The sequence below is a fragment of the Streptomyces sp. cmx-4-9 genome (assembly GCF_046548835.1).
GTDB lineage: Bacteria > Actinomycetota > Actinomycetes > Streptomycetales > Streptomycetaceae > Streptomyces.
Genome location: NZ_JAEBEE010000003.1, coordinates 254,092 through 273,278, shown reverse-complemented (window position 1 = coordinate 273,278; position 19,187 = coordinate 254,092). Strand labels below are relative to the sequence as shown.

The following is a 19,187-nucleotide window of genomic DNA, read 5'->3' as shown; positions in this document are numbered from 1 at the left end:
GGAGGATGCCCGGTCGGGCGGTGCCGGCTTGGCGCGGCGCCGTTTGCGCACCCGTTCCGAGGCCTCGCCGGACCAGCGGTCGCAAGGCCGGGAGGCGGGGCAGATCCTCCTATGCGGGCATGGCGACGGCGCGTCTTCCCAACGCTTGCCCCTGTCGGAGCACCCGGTTACAGTTATTTCAGATGCATTCTCGCCGGGGTCAGTGATTGGAGGCGGCCATGGCTCGTTCCAGCGTTCTTGCCCGTGCTGAGAAGGTCGAACCGAACCCCTCACACCAGGGGGCGCTCGCCGCTACTGCTCGGATGGCGCCGGACTCTGTCGAGGTCTTGGTGCGCACCCCCGACGGCGGCGAAATGGCACTGCCGAGGGAACTGGTCCGCGTTCTTCTGGCCTCGGCCGGTGAGCTGGCCCGCGGGCATGCGGTGACGGTCCTTGCGTCCGAGGTGCAGTTGTCGCCTGCTGAGACCGCTGAACTTCTGGGTCTGTCCCGTCCGTTCGTCGCCCGCTTGCTTGACGCCGGCGACATCCCCTCGACGAACCTTCCCGACAGCAGCCACCGGGTGGTCCGCCTTGCGGACGTGCTGGCGTTCCAGCATCGGCGTGAGCGCCGCAGGGAGGGGCGGCGTCAGATCGCCGACGCCTTGGAGGGCTCCGACCTGCCCTATTGATGTGGGTGTTACCGGCAGCCGTGAATGAGAAGAGGGGGAGCGTGGCAGCGCGGGTCTTTGTGGACACCAACGTCTTGTTTCCGTTCTCGGTGATGGACGTGATGCTGGCTCTCACGGAGGACTCCGTCCACGAAATCGTGTGGTCCGAACGACTGCTCGCGGAGTGGGAGCGGGTCATCGGCCGGGAGGGAAGGCGTTCGGCGGAGTCGGCTGCCGCAGTTACCCAAGCGGTTCGACGCTTCTTCGCCGACTGTGAGATCCCGGCGGCGGCCTATGAGCACCTTGTGGATGAAATGCCGGGCGATGACCCCGACGATCGGCACCATGCGGCGGCAGCCGTGGCCGCACGGGCGGACGCGCTGATCACGTGGAACCTCGCCGACTTCCCTGCCGGTGACTTGGCTGAGCGCGGAGTGCGGGTGATCGACCCGGATTCGTATCTGTGTGGGCTGTACGGCGAGTTGCCGCACGAGGTGGCGGAGACGGTGGTCCGGCTCGCTGGAGAGAAGCGCAACCCGCCCGTCACGATCGCTGATGCCGTCGCCCGACTCGCGAAAGCAGGCCTGCCGCGCTTCGCGGACCTCCTGACACATCACCTCGGACATTTCACGAGGTGATGTGGGCGCAGATGGTGCTCATGTGGTGCGCGACGCCGAGAAGGGTCTGGACAACACAAAAGCCCCAGGTCGATGACCTGGGGCTTTGTCATGGAGCGGATGACGGGAATCGAACCCGCGCTATAAGCTTGGGAAGCTCATGTTCTACCATTAAACTACATCCGCACAGCGGGCCAGTTGCCTGGAGCCGTATCGTGCCTCACTCTACCCCATGATCGACCCCGTGGTGAATTCCGCGGGGTCGCCGTCGTGTCCGGGGGTCATTGGGGCGTGTTCGAGGGGGAGTTGGGGCGTACCGTTGGGGTGGCGGAGCGGCGGCTGGAGTGGAGCCGGGAACATCCCCTAATGTGGCGATTCGTCGCAGTACGGCTTGTTGGGGAAAGGGACTCGATGGAGCACACCGTCGTCCGTTGTGCCGAAGGGCACGTGTTCAGTACCGCCTCCTTCCCGCTGCAGCACCTCGGTGCCGGCCGGATCGGGCCCGGGCGGCTGCTGCGGTGTCCGCGGTGCGCGCGGCTGAGGCACGCCGTGCCCGTGGGCGGAGCGAAGCGCTAGCACCGGGCAGCGGCAGGCTGGGCGGGGCGCGCGGGCAGTCGCTCTCGATTGGGGGTGGCCCGCGCGCTCTGCGTATCCTCGGGAGGTGCTTCTCTCTGACAAAGACCTCCGGGCCGAGATCGACAGCGGACGGGTTCGCATCGACCCGTTCGACGAGTCGATGGTGCAGCCCTCCAGCATCGACGTGCGGCTCGACCGGTTCTTCCGGGTCTTCGAGAACCACCGCTACGCGCACATCGATCCCGCGGTCGAGCAGTCCGACCTGACGCGGCTGGTCGAGCCGGAGGGGGACGAGGCCTTCATCCTGCACCCGGGGGAGTTCGTCCTCGCCTCGACCTACGAGGTCGTCTCGCTGCCCGACGACATCGCCTCCCGGCTGGAGGGGAAGTCCAGCCTGGGCCGCCTGGGACTGGTCACGCATTCGACCGCCGGTTTCATCGACCCCGGTTTCTCGGGCCACGTCACGCTGGAGCTGTCGAACCTCGCCACGCTGCCGATCAAGCTCTGGCCGGGCATGAAGATCGGGCAGCTGTGCATGTTCCGGCTCAGCTCGCCGGCGGAGTTCCCGTACGGCAGCGAGCGCTACGGATCCCGGTACCAGGGCCAGCGCGGGCCGACCGCCTCGCGCTCCTTCCAGAACTTCCACCGCACCCAGGTGAGGCACGAGGCATGAGCGAAGTACGCGAGAACCTGAACTACGAGGGTTTCGGGCGCGCCGTGCGGGAGCTGGCGCAGACCATCGCCGACGACGGCTACGAGCCCGACATCATCCTGAGCATCGCCCGGGGCGGCGTCTTCGTCGCCGGCGGCCTGGCCTACGCGCTCGACTGCAAGAACATCCACCTGGTGAACGTGGAGTTCTACACCGGGGTCGGCACCACGCTGGAGATGCCCGTCATGCTGGCGCCGGTGCCCGAGGCGATCGATTTCACCGACAAGAAGGTGCTGATCGCCGACGACGTCGCCGACACGGGCAAGACGCTGAAGCTGGTGCACGACTTCTGCCTGGGCCACGTCGCCGAGGTGCGGTCCGCGGTCATCTACGAGAAGTCGCACTCGCTCGTGAAGTGCGAGTACGTGTGGAAGAAGACCGACGAGTGGATCAACTTCCCCTGGTCGGTCGAGCCGCCCGTCGTGCGGCGCGAGGGTCAGGTCCTCGACGCCTGATCCTCCCCCCCCCCCCGTATGGCAGAGGGCCCGCCGCGCAGTGACTGCGCGGCGGGCCCTCCCGCGTACGGGGGCGCAGCGTACGGGGCTGCGGCGTCCCGGGTTACAGCGTGCCGAGCTTGATGATCGACAGCAGGGCGATCAGCTGGATCGCGGACGCGCCCAGGGCCTTGGGCCACGGCAGGTCGTGCGACCTGCTGATGAGCGAGGTGAACAGGGCGCCGGCGGCCAGCCAGGTGACCCAGCCCAGGACCTGCACGACCATGTTGTCGCCGCCGAGGAACACGGCGAAGAGCAGACGCGGGGCGTCCGTGATGGACATCACCAGCATCGACAGCCCCACCGTCGGCTGCCAGGCGCCGTCGCCGCCCATCTGGCGGGCGAGGGTGTGCGTGACGGCGCCCAGGAGCAGGCCGCAGATGACGAAGGCCACGCCCGCCGACAGGACGATCGGGACGGCCTTCGACAGCGTCGCGTTGATCGCGTCCTCGCGGGCGTCGTCGAGGCCGAAGACCGCGAGCAGCCCGTACAGGAAGGTCACGATCAGCGCGGGGCCCCAGACGGCGTAGTCGCGCATCTGGTGGAAGGTCTGCCCCGGGCGGAGCACGATGCCGCGCAGGAGCTCCTTCCACGGCAGCCGCGGCCCGGCCGGAGCGGCCGCGGCGGCCCCGGCCTGGTACGTCGCGCCCTGGCTGTACGGGTCCTCCCCGAACGCGAAGACCTGGGTGTGCCCCGGGTTGTCGTTCGTGTAGCCCGGCCCCTGACCGTACGGGGGCTGCGCCTGGGGCTGCTGTCCGTACGGGTCGAAGTACTCGGGCTCGCCGTGGCCTCCGGCAGCGGGCTGCTGAGGCCACTGCTGCTGGGGCGGGCCGGCGGGTGGGTAGGGCTGCGAGCCGTACGGCGGCGGTTGCTGCTGACCGTACGGCTGCTGCCGCGGGGGTTGTTGCGGAGAGCGGTTGTTGTCCCGGCCGCGTCCGATCCTGAATCCAGCCACGTGATCGAAAGTACCTGGTCCGGCGGGCCGGGGTGGCCGGGCGGCCGGAACCGGGGGCCTTTGCGGCTGACCTGTGACATCCCCTAGGGGTACCCCGAGCCCCGACGCGCCGCGGCGGCCGGCCCCCAGGGGGACCGGCCGCCGCGGTACTCACAGGCCTGAGCGAGCAGCCTACTTGGCCTCTTCCGGCTTCGGCTCGGGCTCCGCTTCCGGCTCGGGCTTCGGCTCGGGCTCGGGCTTCGGCTCAGGCGCCGGCTTCACCTCGGCCTCCACCGGCTCCGGCTCGGTCTCCGCCGCCTCAGCCTTGGCAGCAGCCTCCGCCTCAGCCTTGGCGGCAGCCGCAGCCGCAGCCGCAGCCTCCGCCTCCGCCACGGCGAGGGCCGCGAGCTCCTCCTGCGAGGGGCCCGGGACCTTCACCGAGTCCAGCAGCAGCTGGGCCACGTCCACGACCTGGACGGACTCCTTCGCCTGGCCGTCGTTCTTCTTGCCGTTCACCGAGTCGGTCAGCATCACGAGGCAGAACGGGCAGGCCGTCGAGACGATGTCCGGGTTCAGGGACAGGGCCTCGTCGACGCGCTCGTTGTTGATGCGCTTGCCGATCCGCTCCTCCATCCACATCCGCGCGCCGCCGGCGCCGCAGCAGAAGCCGCGCTCCTTGTGGCGGTGCATCTCCTGCTGGCGCAGCCCCGGCACGGCGGACATGATCTCGCGCGGCGGCGTGTAGATCTTGTTGTGCCGGCCCAGGTAGCAGGGGTCGTGGTAGGTGATCAGGCCGTCGACCGGGGTCACCGGCGTCAGCCGGCCCTCGTCGATCAGGTGCTGGAGCAGCTGGGTGTGGTGGATGACCTCGTACTCGCCGCCCAGCTGCGGGTACTCGTTCGCGATGGTGTTGAAGCAGTGCGGGCAGGTCGAGACGATCCGCTTGGCCGACTTCGGCTTCTTCGTCGACGGGTCCTCGTCGTCTTCGCCGAAGGCCATGTTCAGCATGGCCACGTTCTCCTGGCCGAGCTGCTGGAAGAGCGGCTCGTTGCCCAGGCGGCGCGGGGAGTCACCGGTGCACTTCTCGTCGCCGCCCATGATCGCGAACTTGACGCCCGCGATGTTCAGCAGCTCCGCGAAGGCCTTCGTGGTCTTCTTGGCCCGGTCCTCCAGGGCGCCCGCGCAGCCGACCCAGTACAGGTAGTCGAACTCCGAGAGGTCCTCCGCGTCCTTCCCGATGATCGGGACCTCGAAGTCGACCTCCTTGGTCCACTCGACGCGCTGCTTCTTGGCCAGGCCCCAGGGGTTGCCCTTCTTCTCCAGGTTCTTGAGCATCGTGCCCGCCTCGGAGGGGAAGGCGCTCTCGATCATCACCTGGTAGCGGCGCATGTCGACGATGTGGTCGATGTGCTCGATGTCCACCGGGCACTGCTCCACGCACGCACCGCAGGTCGTGCAGGACCACAGCACGTCCGGGTCGATGACGCCGTTCTCCTCGGCCGTGCCGATCAGCGGGCGCTCGGCCTCGGCGATGGCGGCGGCGGGGACGTCCTTCAGCTGCTCCGCCGTGGCCTTCTCGTTGCCCTCCATGTCCTTGCCGCCGCCGGCCAGCAGGTACGGGGCCTTGGCGTGCGCGTGGTCGCGCAGGGACATGATCAGGAGCTTCGGGGACAGCGGCTTGCCGGTGTTCCAGGCGGGGCACTGCGACTGGCAGCGGCCGCACTCGGTGCACGTGGAGAAGTCGAGGATGCCCTTCCAGGAGAACTGCTCGACCTGGGAGACGCCGAAGACGTCGTCCTCCCCGGGCTCCTCGAAGTCGATCTCCTTGCCGCCGCTGGTCATCGGCTGGAGCGCGCCGAGGGCGGAGGCGCCGTCCGCGTTCCGCTTGAACCAGATGTTCGGGAAGCCGAGGAAGCGGTGCCAGGCGACACCCATGTTGGTGTTGAGCGAGACCGTGATCATCCAGGTGAAGGACGTGACGATCTTGAGCGCCGCGAAGAAGTAGGTGAGGGACTGGAGCGTGCTCAGGCTCAGCCCGTCGAAGGCCGCGATCAGCGGGTACGAAGCGAAGAAGCCCGGCTCCCAGCCGTCGACGCCGTGCTGGGCGCCCTCGAGCGCGCGCAGCGTCATGATGCAGACGCCGACGATCAGGATGACGCCCTCGACGAAGTACGCCTGGCCCGTCTTGGAGCCCGTGAAGCGGGACTTGCGGCCCGCCCCGCTCGGCCGGCTGAGCTGCCGGATCACGATCAGGGTCAGGATGCCGAGGACGGTCATCAGTCCGAGGAACTCGGTGAAGATCTCGTACGGCAGCCAGTCGCCGATGATCGGGATCAGCCAGTCGGCCTGGAAGAGCTGGCCGAAGGCGTTGACGATCGTCAGCAGCAGCGAGTAGAAGCCCACTGCCACGAACCAGTGCGCGAGACCGATGACGCCCCAGCGGTTCATGCGGGTGTGGCCGAGGAACTCCTTGACCAGGGTGACAGTGCGCTGCGTGGGGTCGCCGGTGCGCGTGCCCGCGGGCACTGGCTGGCCGAGTCGCACGAAGCGGTAGATCTGCACGGTGGCACGGCAGAACAGCGCGACGGCCACCACCGTGATGACCAGCGACACGATGATCGCGGCGAGTTGCATGGGCGGGCTCCTCGGGCGGCACTTACTAAGCGGTAACTTATGAAGTCAAGGCTTGAGGTTACCCATTCCCGACGCCGCAATGTAGCTGAGCCTGCGGTGATCTGTGTCGCTCAGGCATGCCTTTGCCGACAGGCCGCCCGAGGAGTCCGCGCCAGGATCGCGAGGTCCATCCCGAGCCAGTGGTTCTCCACATAATGCCGGTCCAGCAGGGCCATTTCCTCCCAGGGCAGGTCCGAGCGCGCGCTCACCTGCCAGAGCCCGGTCATCCCGGGGCGTACGAGGAGCCGGTCGGGCCGGTCCGTCCGGGGGCTCGGGCTGGGCCCCACCAGCGACATCTCCCCCCGCACCACGTTGAGCAGCTGGGGCAGGGCGTCCAGCGCGCAGCGCTCCACGGCCGCGCCGACGGACCCCGCCCCGTCCGTGCGCAGCCGCCAGGTCCGGAACGGGCGCCCGCCCAGCCCCGCGACGGGTGTCCGGACCAGGGCCCGGCCGCCCCCGGCGGCGTACAGCAGGCCGGCGGCGAGCAGCAGCGGAGCCGCGCAGGCCGCCAGCAGGACGAGGCCGGCGGCGAGGTCGACCACCCGCTTGGCCGGGGGTGGGGCCGGCCACCGGGCGGGCAGCGGCAGGGTGGGGAGCAGGGGCATCCCCGCACGGTGCCGCATGAGCCGGGCGGCCCCGGGGTGGCGCGCGCCGAGGGGGGCGGCACGCACCCGTTCGGGTGCGGCGCGCGCCTGGTCGGCGCGCCGGGTTGCGCGTAAGGGCCGCCTAAAGGTTGAGTCCCCTCGGCTCACCTCTGTTGACGTCCGGGCAGAGGTGTTGCATCCTTGAGTCTGTTCCACTCAAGTCAGCTGGAGGAATCGAAATGGCACGTGCGGTCGGCATCGACCTGGGCACCACGAACTCCGTCGTCAGCGTTCTGGAAGGCGGAGAGCCCACCGTCATCACCAACGCCGAAGGCGCCAGGACCACGCCGTCCGTCGTCGCCTTCGCCAAGAACGGCGAGGTCCTCGTCGGCGAGGTGGCCAAGCGCCAGGCGGTCACGAACGTGGACCGGACCATCCGCTCGGTGAAGCGCCACATGGGCACCGACTGGAAGATCAACCTGGACGGCAAGGACTTCAACCCGCAGCAGATGAGCGCCTTCATCCTGCAGAAGCTGAAGCGTGACGCCGAGGCCTACCTGGGTGAGAAGGTCACGGACGCGGTCATCACCGTCCCGGCCTACTTCAACGACTCCGAGCGCCAGGCGACGAAGGAGGCCGGCGAGATCGCGGGCCTCAACGTCCTGCGCATCGTGAACGAGCCGACGGCCGCCGCCCTGGCCTACGGTCTCGACAAGGACGACCAGACCATTCTCGTCTTCGACCTCGGCGGCGGCACCTTCGACGTGTCGCTGCTGGAGATCGGCGAGGGCGTCGTCGAGGTCAAGGCCACCAACGGTGACAACCACCTCGGCGGCGACGACTGGGACCAGCGCGTCGTCGACTACCTGGTGAAGCAGTTCCAGAACGGCCACGGCGTCGACCTGTCCAAGGACAAGATGGCGCTCCAGCGTCTGCGCGAGGCCGCCGAGAAGGCGAAGATCGAGCTGTCCTCCTCCACGGAGACCACGATCAACCTGCCCTACATCACGGCTTCCGCCGAGGGCCCGCTGCACCTGGACGAGAAGCTCACCCGCGCCCAGTTCCAGCAGCTGACCGCGGACCTGCTGGAGCGCTGCAAGGCCCCGTTCCACAACGTCATCAAGGACGCGCGCATCCAGCTGTCCGAGATCGACCACGTGGTCCTGGTCGGCGGCTCGACCCGCATGCCCGCCGTCGCCGAGCTCGTCAAGGAGCTGACCGGCGGCCAGGACGCCAACAAGGGCGTCAACCCGGACGAGGTCGTCGCCATCGGCGCGACCCTCCAGGCCGGCGTCCTCAAGGGCGAGGTCAAGGACGTCCTGCTCCTCGACGTGACCCCGCTGTCCCTCGGCATCGAGACCAAGGGCGGCATCATGACCAAGCTCATCGAGCGCAACACGACCATCCCGACCAAGCGGTCGGAGATCTTCACGACGGCCGAGGACAATCAGCCGTCCGTGCAGATCCAGGTCTACCAGGGCGAGCGCGAGATCGCGGCGTACAACAAGAAGCTCGGGATGTTCGAGCTGACCGGCCTGCCCCCGGCCCCGCGCGGCGTCCCGCAGATCGAGGTCTCCTTCGACATCGACGCCAACGGCATCATGCACGTGACCGCGAAGGACCTCGGCACGGGCAAGGAGCAGAAGATGACCGTCACCGGCGGCTCTTCGCTCGGCAAGGACGAGGTCGACCGCATGCGCCAGGAGGCGGAGCAGTACGCGGACGAGGACCACCGCCGCCGCGAGGCCGCCGAGTCCCGCAACCAGGGCGAGCAGCTCGTCTACCAGACGGAGAAGTTCGTCAAGGACAACGAGGACAAGGTCCCGGCCGAGGTCCGCACCGAGGTCGAGGCGGCCATCGCCGAGCTTCAGGAGAAGCTCAAGGGCGAGGACACCGCCGAGATCCGCACCGCGACCGAGAAGCTCGCCGCGGTCAGCCAGAAGCTGGGCCAGGCGATCTACGCCGACGCGCAGGCCGCCCAGGCCGGTGCCGGTGACGCGGGCCAGGCCGGCGCGGCCGACGCCGCGGACGACGTGGTCGACGCCGAGATCGTCGACGACGAGAAGCCGAAGGGTGGCGCTGCCTGATGTCGGAGGAGACCCCGGGTTTCGACGAGAAGCCTGAAGTCCCCACCGGCGCCACGCCTGACGACGCCGAGCCGAAGGCCGCCGAACCCTCCGAGGAGGGGGAGGCGGCCCCGGCCGGGGACTCCGAGGAAGGCCGGACCGCCGGCCGCGAGACCGTGCTGCTGGCGCAGCTGGACCAGGTGCGCACCGCGCTTAACGAGCGCACTGCGGACCTCCAGCGGCTGCAGGCGGAGTACCAGAACTACCGCCGCCGGGTGGAGCGCGACCGGGTCACCGTCAAGGAGATCGCCGTCGCGTCCCTGCTGAGCGAACTGCTGCCGACCCTGGACGACATCGGCCGGGCGCGGGAGCATGGCGAGCTGGTGGGCGGATTCAAGTCGGTGGCCGAATCCCTGGAGACGGTCGCCGCCAAGATGGGCCTGCAGCAGTTCGGCAAGGAGGGCGAGCCCTTCGACCCGACGATCCACGAGGCCCTGATGCACTCGTACGCGCCGGACGTCACCGAGACGACCTGCGTGGCGATCCTGCAGCCGGGGTACCGGATCGGCGAGCGTACGATCCGCCCCGCGCGGGTCGCGGTGGCCGAGCCCCAGCCGGGCGCGGCCCCCAAGTCCTCCGACTCAGCGGTCGCGGAAGGCGATGCGCCGTCGGACAAGGACGCGGATGCCCCCGACGAGGGCTGACGCACCACATGTAGCAGCGGCACGGGAGGAGGGACACCGGGGATGAGCACGAAGGACTTCGTCGAGAAGGACTACTACAAGGTCCTCGGTGTCCCGAAGGACGCCACCGAGGCCGAGATCAAGAAGGCGTACCGCAAACTCGCCCGCGAGTTCCACCCGGACGCCAACAAGGGCGACGCCTCCGCCGAGGAGCGCTTCAAGGAGATCTCCGAGGCGAACGACGTCGTCGGCGACCCGAAGCGGCGCAAGGAGTACGACGAGGCCCGCGCCCTGTTCGGCAACGGGGGTTTCCGCCCCGGTCCGGGCGGGGGCGGCGGGTCCTTCAACTTCGACCTCGGCGACCTGTTCGGCGGCACCCAGCCGGGCGCCGGCGGTGCGGCCGGCGGCTTCGGCGGCGGCCTGGGCGACGTGTTCGGCGGCCTGTTCAACCGCGGCGGCGCCGGCGCCGGTCCGGGCACCCGGACCCAGCCGCGCCGCGGCCAGGACATCGAGTCGGAGGTCACCCTCTCCTTCACGGAGGCGGTGGACGGGGCCACGGTCCCGCTGCGGATGTCCTCGCAGGCCCCCTGCAAGGCCTGCTCGGGCACCGGCGACAAGAACGGCACCCCCCGGGTGTGCCCGACCTGCGTCGGCACCGGCCAGGTCTCGCGGGGCAGCGGCGGCGGCTTCTCGCTGACCGACCCCTGCGCCGACTGCAAGGGCCGCGGCCTGATCGCCGAGACCCCCTGCGAGGTCTGCAAGGGCAGTGGCCGGGCGCGCAGTTCGCGCACGATGCAGGTCCGGATCCCGGCGGGCGTCTCCAACGGCCAGCGGATCCGGCTGCGCGGCAAGGGCGCTCCGGGCGAGCGCGGCGGCCCGGCCGGCGACCTCTACGTGGTCGTGCACGTGGACCCGCACCCCGTGTTCGGCCGCAAGGACGACAACCTCACGGTGACCGTCCCGGTGACCTTCACCGAGGCGGCGCTCGGCGCCGAGATCAAGGTGCCCACCCTCAACGGGCCGTCGGTCACGCTGAAGCTGCCCCCGGGCACGCCCGGCGGGCGGACGATGCGGGCCCGGGGCAAGGGCGCGGTCCGCAAGGACGGAACCCGCGGCGACCTGCTGGTGACGGTGGAGGTGGCCGTCCCCGCGGAGCTGTCGGACAAGGCCCGTGAGGCACTGGAGATGTACCGCGAGGCGACGGAGTCCCACGACCCACGCTCCGCGCTGTTCGAGTCCGCGAAGGGAGCATGAGATGGACGGCCGCCGCAACCAGCCCCGTTTCGGCAACGGGGCCTACCAGCTCACCGACGAGACCCCGGTCTACGTGATCTCGGTGGCCGCCCAGCTCTCGGGCCTGCATCCGCAGACCCTCCGCCAGTACGACCGCCTCGGCCTGGTCTCCCCGGACCGCACGGCCGGCCGCGGCCGGCGCTACTCGGCCCGGGACATCGAGCTGCTCCGCACGGTGCAGGCGCTGTCCCAGGACGAGGGCATCAACCTGGCGGGAATCAAGCGGATCATCGAACTGGAGAACCAGGTCGCCGCGCTCCAGCAGCGCGTGGCCGAGCTCTCGGCGGCGGTGGACGGTGCGGCGGCCACGCTCCGGGCCCGCGAGGCCCAGGTGCACGCCTCGTACCGGCGGGACCTGGTCCCGTACCAGGCGCCGCAGTCGGGAAGTGCCCTGGTCGTGTGGCGTCCCAAGCGGCCGCTGGACTGACCGGGACGGCCCGGCCGACCTCTGCGGGCGTCCGCCCGCGCTCCGCGTGTCCCGCGAAGGCCCCGCCCGGCACGGGCGGGGCCTTCGCGGTGTCCGGGCGGCCCGCCGGGCGCCGGGGCGGGGCGGGGCGGGCTCCCGGAGCGGGGGCAGGGCGCGGGGCGCTCAGAGGTGGCGTTCCGGGGCGGGGTCCGCGGGCCGGCCGAGGATGCCGGACTGGGCGATGAGGTAGCCGAGCTGGGCGCGGCTCCCGCTGCCGAGGGTGGTGGCGAGCTTGGCGATGTGGGCCCGGCAGGTGCGTACGTTCATGCCGAGGCGGCGGGCGATGGCCTCGTCCACGTGCCCCTCGATCAGCAGCTGCGCGATGCTCCGCTGTACGCCGGAGATCCCGCCGGGGGTGCTGCGGTACGTCACCTCCTCCTGGAGGGGGACGGCGCGGTGCCACAGCTGCTCGAATACTTTGATCAGGTAGTCGACGAGCCCGGGGTGGCGCAGCTCCAGGGCCACCCGGCGGTCGTCGCTGGCCGGGATGAAGGCCACGGTGCGGTCGAAGATGATGAGGCGTTCGATCAGTTCCTCAAGGGTGCGGATCTCCACCTTGCCCGTGGAGATCCGGTCCACGTAGGCGAGCGTGCCCTGGCTGTGCCGGGCGGTGTGCTGGTAGAGGGTCCGTATGCTGACCCCGCGGTCGATCAACGGCTCGTCCCGCTCCAGGGCCTGGGTGAGGGCGACCGAGGGCCGGGCGCCGCCGGGCTGGACGGTGAGGACTTCGGTGTGGCATTCGGCCGTGGCGAGGTTGAGGGCGGCGTTGATCCGCTCGAAGCCTTCGAGCACGGTGATGGCGTGGGTGTTGGCCGGGTTCTGCGCACTGATGGCCAGGAACGGCTCGAAAGTATCGGTGAGATCTACAGCGCTGCGTCTGCGGTCCTGGATCTCGCGTTCAATCGGATGGAGCCGTTGGGCCAATGCGACGGATGGGGGAACCGGGCGCAGTTGGTTCGCGTCATCCGGGTCGGGCTGTAGAAGGGCGAATTCAAGCAGGCAGGGGGCGTTCTGGATCTCGCCCCGGGCGATCCGGCCGGTGCTCAGCGCTGCCGCGTACAGCCGCGTTCCCTCGTCGCACATGGACGTGACGGGGTGGGGATGTGTCGGTTTTGTGTCGTTTCGCGTCAAATCTCCACCCCCCAGGGTCCTGAACATGCAAGAACATGATGCATCGTCCCTGTGGCATTGACGTGCCTGAATGAGCCATCGTCTGACACGCGGGGGAGAGGATTCCATCAAGTGAGGACGAAGCCGACCATGTACAAGAGAATGCTTCGCTCGGTGCTTGCCATAGTTTTCTCCGCCGTTGCGGTTTTTTGGGCAGTCAGCGCCGTCGAAAGTGACGCGGGGAGCGCTAGGGGCGATCAGGGCACCGGAGTGACGGGAAGTGCCGCCGACGACACCGGCTGGACCATCGGACCCACCAAGTACGCAGACACCGGTTGGACCAGCGCGCCCCTGGGCGGCCTGTCCGACGACACGGGCTGGACCAGCGCCCCACTCGGCGCCGATTCCTCAGACACCGGTTGGACCAGCGCCCCACTCGGCACCGATTCCTCAGACACCGGTTGGACCAGCGCGCCCCTGGGCGGCCTGTCCGACGACACGGGCTGGACCAGCGCCCCACTCGGCGCCGATTCCGACGACACCGGCTGGACCGAGGCGCCCGCGACGGTGTCCGCGTGACCCCCGACGACCGCGGCTTCCGCCGCGAAATGGCCTCCGCCTACCGCTCCGGTTGGCAGTTCATCGATCTCGCCACGGCCATCCCCCACTCGGGCGACTCGCTCATGGTCACCCTGTTCGGCCAGCCGATCGTCGTCGTGCGCGAGGAGGACGAAGACGTCCGTGCCTACCGGTGCCTGCGCCGCCCGCGGGGCGCGCCGCAGCCCGTCCGCTGCGAGGTGCGCTACGGAATGGTCTTCGTCAATCTGGATCAGCGCGACCACCAGCTCTTCGAACCCGATATCACCACCGCCACCCCCCGCAGTGCCTGAAGCGATTCCCCCGTCGTTGCAGATCGCTCAGGTACTTCCCCCACACAACGGCGCCATCGTGGACCTGACCACGATGGCGCCGTTGTGATGTCCGCGTCCAGTAGTCGAACCGGACAAGATGAATGCTGAACTTTTCGGCCCGGGGTGACGGCGGCGGCCTTCAGGCGCGGCCCATCGCCCGGTCCAGGGTGATCTCCAGGACCACCCGGTCCGGGTTGGGCGAGGGCGTGCGCCCGTACCGCTCCGCGTAGCGCGCCACCGCGTCGGCGACCGAGGCCTCGTCCGTACGGACCACCGCGCGCCCCTCCAGCGTGGCCCAGCGGCGGCCCTGCATCTGGCAGACCGCCACCCGGGCCCCCTCGGGCTGCGCGGCCTGCGCCGCCAGGACGTTGCGGACCTTCTTGCTGTGCTTGTTGCTGATCACCCGGGCCAGTCCGGCCTCCGGGTCGTACGTCACGCCGACCGGCACCACGTGGGGGGTGCCGTCCGGGCGGGGGGTGGTCAGCGTGCACACGTGCCGCTCCCGCCAGAAGGCGAGATATTCGGGCGTCGGGTTGAGTACGTCGGGGGGCATGCGCCGAGGGTACGGCCCGGACCGGCCGCCGCGCCCGCCCGCCTCGGCCGCCCGCCCTCGGAAGGCCGGCCCCACCAGGGTGCGTCCCAGCGGCCCGCATCCCGCCTTGAGTGGAATAGACTCAACTTTACGTACGCTGACCCTGTCAGAGTGTTGTCGCCCCTCCGGAGAGGAGAAGTCACCCGTGGATGCCGAGCTGACCAACAAGAGCCGGGACGCGCTGAACGCGGCCACCAGCCGGGCCGTCAAGGACGGCCATGCGGACCTGACCCCCGCGCACCTGCTGATGGCCCTGCTCGCCGGCCAGGAGAACGAGAACGTCATCGACCTGCTCGCGGCCACCGGCGCCGACCAGGCGGCCGTCCGCGCCGGAGCGGAGCGGCTGCTCGCCGCCCTGCCCAGCGTCACCGGCTCCACCGTGGCGCCCCCGCAGCCCACCCGGGACCTGTTCGCCGTCCTCGCCGAGGCGGACGCCGAGGCCGGGAAGCTCGGCGACGAGTACCTCTCCACCGAACACCTGCTCATCGCCCTCGCCGCCAAGGGCGGCGCGGCCGGCGAGCTCCTTTCCGCACAGGGCGCGACGGCGGGCAAGCTGCTGGAGGCCTTCGAGAACGCACGAGGAGGACGGCGGGTGACCACCCCCGACCCGGAGGGCCAGTACAAGGCCCTGGAGAAGTTCGGCACCGATTTCACGGCGGCCGCCCGCGAGGGCAAGCTCGACCCGGTCATCGGCCGGGACCAGGAGATCCGCCGGGTCGTCCAGGTGCTCTCGCGCCGGACGAAGAACAACCCGGTGCTCATCGGCGAGCCCGGCGTCGGCAAGACGGCCGTCGTCGAAGGCCTGGCCCAGCGCATCGTCAAGGGCGACGTCCCCGAGTCGCTGAAGAACAAGCGGCTCGTCTCCCTGGACCTCGGCGCCATGGTCGCCGGCGCGAAGTACCGCGGCGAGTTCGAGGAGCGGCTCAAGACCGTCCTCGCCGAGATCAAGTCGAGCGACGGCCAGATCATCACCTTCATCGACGAGCTGCACACGGTCGTCGGCGCGGGGGCCGGCGGGGACTCGGCCATGGACGCGGGCAACATGCTCAAGCCCATGCTGGCCCGCGGCGAACTGCGCATGGTCGGGGCGACCACCCTCGACGAGTACCGCGAGCGGATCGAGAAGGACCCGGCACTGGAGCGGCGCTTCCAGCAGGTGCTGGTCGCCGAGCCCTCCGTCGAGGACACCATCGCGATCCTGCGCGGCCTCAAGGGCCGCTACGAGGCCCACCACAAGGTCGTCATCAACGACAGCGCGCTGGTGGCCGCGGCCACCCTCTCCGACCGCTACATCACCTCCCGCTTCCTGCCGGACAAGGCCATCGACCTGGTCGACGAGGCCGCCTCGCGGCTGCGCATGGAGATCGACTCCTCCCCGCTGGAGATCGACGAGCTCCAGCGGTCCGTGGACCGGCTGCGGATGGAGGAGCTGGCGCTGAAGAACGAGTCCGACCCGGCCTCGCTGGAGCGCCTGGAGAAGATCCGCAAGGACCTCGCCGACAAGGAGGAGGACCTGCGGGGCCTCACCGCCCGCTGGGAGAAGGAGAAGCAGTCCCTCAACCGGGTCGGCGAGCTCAAGGAGCGCCTGGACGACCTGCGCGGGCAGGCCGAGCGCGCCCAGCGCGACGGCGATTTCGACTCGGCCTCCAAACTGCTCTACGGGGAGATCCCGACGCTGGAGCGCGAACTCGCGGAGGCCACCGAGGCCGAGCAGGTCGCGGCCGGGGACACCATGGTCAAGGACGAGGTCGGCCCGGACGACATCGCGGACGTGGTCGGCGCCTGGACGGGCATCCCGGCCGGCCGGCTGCTGGAGGGCGAGACCCGCAAGCTGCTGCGCATGGAGGAGGAGCTGGGCCGCCGCCTGATCGGCCAGGGCGAGGCCGTCCAGGCCGTCTCCGACGCGGTGCGGCGCACCCGGGCCGGGATCGCCGACCCCGACCGCCCGACCGGCTCGTTCCTCTTCCTCGGCCCGACGGGCGTGGGCAAGACGGAGCTGGCCAAGGCCCTCGCGGACTTCCTCTTCGACGACGAGCGGGCCATGGTCCGCATCGACATGTCGGAGTACGGCGAGAAGCACAGCGTGGCCCGGCTGGTCGGAGCCCCGCCCGGCTACGTGGGCTACGAGGAAGGCGGCCAGCTCACCGAGGCCGTGCGCCGGCGCCCGTACAGCGTGGTGCTGCTCGACGAGGTGGAGAAGGCCCACCCCGAGGTCTTCGACGTGCTGCTCCAGGTGCTGGACGACGGCCGCCTCACGGACGGCCAGGGGCGTACCGTGGACTTCCGCAACACCATCCTGGTGCTGACCTCGAACCTGGGCAGTCAGTTCCTGACGGACCCGGCCGCCTCGGACGAGGACAAGAAAGCCCGCGTCCTGGAGGTGGTCCGCGCCTCCTTCAAACCCGAGTTCCTCAACCGCCTGGACGACCTGGTGGTCTTCTCCGCGCTGAACCGCGACGAGCTGGCCCGCATCGCGGAGCTCCAGATCGGCCGGCTGGCCAAGCGCCTCGCCGACCGCCGCCTGGCCCTGGACGTCACCCCGCAGGCCCTGGCCTGGCTGGCGGACCAGGGCAACGACCCGGCGTACGGGGCCCGGCCGCTGCGCCGCCTGATCCAGACGGCGATCGGCGACCGCCTGGCCAAGGAGATCCTCTCCGGCGAGGTCAGGGACGGCGACACCGTACGGGTCGACGTGGCGGGCGAGGACCTGCTGGTCGGCAAGGCACTCTGAGGTCCGCCCCCGCCGCCGCGGGGCCCGTATAGGGCCCCGCCGGCGCCCGCCCCGGACACCCCCGGGCGCCCGACGTGTCCGCCCGGAGCGGATCGGGCCTCGGGGGGTGGACACGGGGTGGGCGCGATGGGGGAGGATGCAGGTATCCGCACGAAGGGAAGTACACGGTGAGCATCGACCCGGCCTCGATTCCGAACTTCGGAGGGCAGCAGCCCGATCCGCAGGCCACTGGACCGGCGGGCCCCGTCGTCCCCGACCAGGACCTGGTCAAGCAGCTGCTGGAGCAGATGGAGCTCAAGTACGTCGTCGACGACGAGGGAGACCTCGCGGCGCCGTGGGAGGAGTTCCGCACGTACTTCATGTTCCGCGGCGAGGACGAGCAGCAGGTCTTCTCGGTGCGGACCTTCTACGACCGTCCGCACAAGATCGAAGAGAAGCCCCAGCTCCTTGAGTCGATCGACGACTGGAACCGCCGCACCCTGTGGCCGAAGGTCTACAGCCACACCCACGACGACGGCTCGGTCCGCCTGATCGGCGAGGCGCAGATGCTGATCGGCACCGGCGTCAGCCTGGAGCACTTCGTGTCCTCCACGGTGAGCTGGGTCCGCGCCTCCATCGAGTTCGACAAGTGGCTCGTCGAGCAGCTCGGCCTGGAGAAGGACATCGACTCCACCGAGGGCGGCGAGGACACCGACGGCGACGCCAACTGAGCGGCGCCGCTCACAGCGGTACGCGTGCCACGAGCAGCAGGTACAGCCCGTAGCCGTAGGAGAGCCCGGCCAGGGCCGCGGTCACCACGACCGCGGTCCGCGGCCGGGCTCTCGCCATGACGGCGGCCAGCGGCAGCAGCAGCGGGAAGGCCGGCAGCAGGAACCGCGGCTTCGACTCGAAGAACCCGGCCCCGCCGAAGGTCATCAGCAGCAGTATCCCGGTGTACGCCAGCAGCGGCAGGGGCGTGCGGTCCAGCGCCAGCAGGGCCGCCAGCAGCCCCGCCGCGGCCAGCAGGACGACCGTCACGGTGGTGGCGAGCGGTACGTGGCCCCCGGTCAGGACCCCCTCCGCGGTGCGCAGCGCGCCGACGCCGAAGTCGAAGCGCGAGCCCCAGCGCTCCTGTACGGCGAAGTAGCCGCCCAGCGGGTCCCGGGCCCGTATCCCCACGGCGAGGACGTACGCCGTCCAGCCCGCCGGGGCGAGCAGGGCGGCCGCCCACACCCCGGGCGCCCGGGCCCCGCGGGCGACCAGCGCGTGCACGGCCACGGCGCAGACGGCCGCCGCGACGGCGATCCCGGTCGGCCGGGTCAGCCCGGCGAGGACCGCGAGGCCTGCGGCCCACAGCAGGCGGCCCCGCAGCAGGGCGTACAGCGCCCAGGCGGCCAGGGCGGCCAGCAGCGCCTCGGTGTAGGCGAGGGTCAGCACCACGGCGTGCGGGAGGGCCGCCCACAGCCCGACCAGCAGCAGCCCCGCGCGCGGGCCGAGCACCCGCTCCCCGACCCGGTAGACGCCGACGGCGGCCACCCCCGCCGAGACCCAGGCGATGAGCACGCCGGCGGGCGCCGGGCCGCCGGGCAGGACCGCGGAGACGACCCGCATCAGCAGGGGGTACAGCGGGAAGAACGCGGAGTCGCTCTGCACGGGCCCGGTGCCGGTGAGCGCCTCGGGCGTCATCACGGTGCGCCCGTACCCGCGGGCGGCGATCCCCAGGTACCAGTCGGAGTCCCAGGAGTGCCCGAGCACCCGCAGCGGGTCCCGGCCGGCCCACCAGGACCCGCAGGCGAGCACGAGCACCCCGGCCCCGCGCACCGCGGCGAACACCCCGAGGGCGACGACCGCCGCCGGGGCGGCCGCACGGACCGCCCGCAGGGGCGGGGGCAGAGCGGTGGCGGGGGTCCTGCTGCCCGTTGCCATGGAGACCGACTCTTCCCGCTCAGCAGTCGCACACCCGCCGGTGGCGGGGGCTTGGGGCCCGTTCGAGGCCGCCAGCTTCACACCGCCTCCACACGCCCCGCAAGCACTCCTCGGCATCCTGTGCGCCAATCGGGCCGCGCGCGGGCGCCCCGGCGCGGTCACAGGGGGCGCAAGGGGGCCTTTCGGGCACGGC

General features: G+C 70.6%; 18 protein-coding genes and 1 tRNA gene. 12 read left to right on the top strand and 7 right to left on the bottom strand.

Annotated features, from left to right (window positions below; translation table 11 throughout):
• The first annotated feature begins 218 nt into the window (after window positions 1-218).
• The gene (locus ACLJTM_RS12115) at window positions 219-668 is read left to right on the top strand and encodes a helix-turn-helix domain-containing protein (RefSeq protein ID WP_411103513.1); all 450 of its coding nucleotides are present in this window, start codon (window positions 219-221) and stop codon (window positions 666-668) included.
• Window positions 669-709: 41 nt separating this feature from the next.
• A complete protein-coding gene (locus tag ACLJTM_RS12110) occupies window positions 710-1,285 on the top strand; it encodes a PIN domain-containing protein (RefSeq protein WP_411103512.1) in 576 nt (191 codons plus the stop codon).
• A gap of 91 nt (window positions 1,286-1,376) precedes the next feature.
• Here ACLJTM_RS12110 and ACLJTM_RS12105 read toward each other — a convergent pair.
• Window positions 1,377-1,450, bottom strand: a tRNA-Gly gene (locus ACLJTM_RS12105).
• Window positions 1,451-1,925: 475 nt separating this feature from the next.
• On the opposite strand from ACLJTM_RS12105, the gene dcd reads away from it, so the two are divergent.
• Window positions 1,926-2,513: a dCTP deaminase gene (dcd, locus tag ACLJTM_RS12100; protein ID WP_411103511.1), complete on the top strand. Its 588-nt coding sequence runs from the start codon at window positions 1,926-1,928 to the stop codon at window positions 2,511-2,513.
• The gene (locus ACLJTM_RS12095; RefSeq protein WP_411103510.1) at window positions 2,510-3,007 is read left to right on the top strand and encodes a phosphoribosyltransferase; all 498 of its coding nucleotides are present in this window, start codon (window positions 2,510-2,512) and stop codon (window positions 3,005-3,007) included. The genes dcd and ACLJTM_RS12095 overlap by 4 nt, the downstream gene beginning before the upstream one ends.
• A 103-nt stretch (window positions 3,008-3,110) precedes the next feature.
• On the opposite strand, the gene ACLJTM_RS12090 is transcribed toward ACLJTM_RS12095, so the two are convergent.
• The 3 genes from ACLJTM_RS12090 to ACLJTM_RS12080 form a co-directional block, all read right to left on the bottom strand.
• Window positions 3,111-4,001: a Yip1 family protein gene (locus tag ACLJTM_RS12090; RefSeq protein ID WP_411103509.1), complete on the bottom strand. Its 891-nt coding sequence runs from the start codon at window positions 3,999-4,001 to the stop codon at window positions 3,111-3,113.
• Window positions 4,002-4,172: 171 nt separating this feature from the next.
• Window positions 4,173-6,614: a (Fe-S)-binding protein gene (locus ACLJTM_RS12085; RefSeq protein ID WP_411103508.1), complete on the bottom strand. Its 2,442-nt coding sequence runs from the start codon at window positions 6,612-6,614 to the stop codon at window positions 4,173-4,175.
• Between the two features lie 110 nt (window positions 6,615-6,724).
• On the bottom strand, window positions 6,725-7,258 hold the full coding sequence (locus tag ACLJTM_RS12080; protein WP_411103507.1) for a sugar transferase: 534 nt from the start codon (window positions 7,256-7,258) through the stop codon (window positions 6,725-6,727).
• Between the two features lie 218 nt (window positions 7,259-7,476).
• Here ACLJTM_RS12080 and dnaK point away from each other — a divergent pair, with 218 nt between their 5' ends.
• The 4 genes from dnaK to ACLJTM_RS12060 are packed head-to-tail and all read left to right on the top strand — an operon-like array spanning window position 7,477 to window position 11,706.
• Window positions 7,477-9,324, top strand: coding sequence for a molecular chaperone DnaK (gene dnaK, locus ACLJTM_RS12075; RefSeq protein ID WP_411103506.1), 1,848 nt, complete (start codon window positions 7,477-7,479; stop codon window positions 9,322-9,324).
• Complete coding sequence (grpE, locus tag ACLJTM_RS12070) at window positions 9,324-10,007, top strand: nucleotide exchange factor GrpE (RefSeq protein ID WP_411103505.1); 684 nt, start codon at window positions 9,324-9,326, stop codon at window positions 10,005-10,007. The genes dnaK and grpE overlap by 1 nt, the downstream gene beginning before the upstream one ends.
• 42 nt (window positions 10,008-10,049) lie before the next feature.
• Window positions 10,050-11,240: a molecular chaperone DnaJ gene (gene dnaJ, locus ACLJTM_RS12065; protein ID WP_411103504.1), complete on the top strand. Its 1,191-nt coding sequence runs from the start codon at window positions 10,050-10,052 to the stop codon at window positions 11,238-11,240.
• A gap of 1 nt (window position 11,241) precedes the next feature.
• The gene (locus ACLJTM_RS12060; protein WP_411103503.1) at window positions 11,242-11,706 is read left to right on the top strand and encodes a heat shock protein transcriptional repressor HspR; all 465 of its coding nucleotides are present in this window, start codon (window positions 11,242-11,244) and stop codon (window positions 11,704-11,706) included.
• A gap of 162 nt (window positions 11,707-11,868) precedes the next feature.
• Here ACLJTM_RS12060 and ACLJTM_RS12055 read toward each other — a convergent pair whose 3' ends face one another.
• Window positions 11,869-12,903 carry a helix-turn-helix transcriptional regulator gene (locus ACLJTM_RS12055; RefSeq protein ID WP_411103502.1) on the bottom strand — a complete coding sequence of 345 codons (1,035 nt, stop codon included), beginning with the start codon at window positions 12,901-12,903 and terminating at the stop codon, window positions 11,869-11,871.
• A gap of 222 nt (window positions 12,904-13,125) precedes the next feature.
• Between ACLJTM_RS12055 and ACLJTM_RS12050 the strand changes: the two genes are divergently transcribed.
• The gene (locus ACLJTM_RS12050) at window positions 13,126-13,434 is read left to right on the top strand and encodes a hypothetical protein (protein ID WP_411103501.1); all 309 of its coding nucleotides are present in this window, start codon (window positions 13,126-13,128) and stop codon (window positions 13,432-13,434) included.
• A 29-nt stretch (window positions 13,435-13,463) separates the two neighbouring features.
• A complete protein-coding gene (locus tag ACLJTM_RS12045; RefSeq protein ID WP_266938802.1) occupies window positions 13,464-13,745 on the top strand; it encodes a (2Fe-2S)-binding protein in 282 nt (93 codons plus the stop codon).
• Between the two features lie 160 nt (window positions 13,746-13,905).
• Here the strand turns inward: ACLJTM_RS12045 and ACLJTM_RS12040 are convergent, their stop codons facing one another.
• The gene (locus tag ACLJTM_RS12040) at window positions 13,906-14,319 is read right to left on the bottom strand and encodes a pyridoxamine 5'-phosphate oxidase family protein (RefSeq protein WP_411103500.1); all 414 of its coding nucleotides are present in this window, start codon (window positions 14,317-14,319) and stop codon (window positions 13,906-13,908) included.
• 184 nt (window positions 14,320-14,503) lie between these two features.
• On the opposite strand from ACLJTM_RS12040, the gene clpB reads away from it, so the two are divergent.
• Both clpB and ACLJTM_RS12030 read left to right on the top strand, forming a co-directional pair.
• Window positions 14,504-17,089, top strand: coding sequence for an ATP-dependent chaperone ClpB (gene clpB, locus ACLJTM_RS12035; protein WP_411103499.1), 2,586 nt, complete (start codon window positions 14,504-14,506; stop codon window positions 17,087-17,089).
• Between the two features lie 167 nt (window positions 17,090-17,256).
• Entirely contained in the window at window positions 17,257-17,799 is a 543-nt protein-coding gene (locus tag ACLJTM_RS12030) for a YbjN domain-containing protein (protein WP_411103498.1), read from the top strand.
• Window positions 17,800-17,809: 10 nt separating this feature from the next.
• Here the strand turns inward: ACLJTM_RS12030 and ACLJTM_RS12025 are convergent, their stop codons facing one another.
• On the bottom strand, window positions 17,810-18,994 hold the full coding sequence (locus tag ACLJTM_RS12025) for a hypothetical protein (RefSeq protein WP_411103497.1): 1,185 nt from the start codon (window positions 18,992-18,994) through the stop codon (window positions 17,810-17,812).
• Window positions 18,995-19,187: the final 193 nt, after the last annotated feature.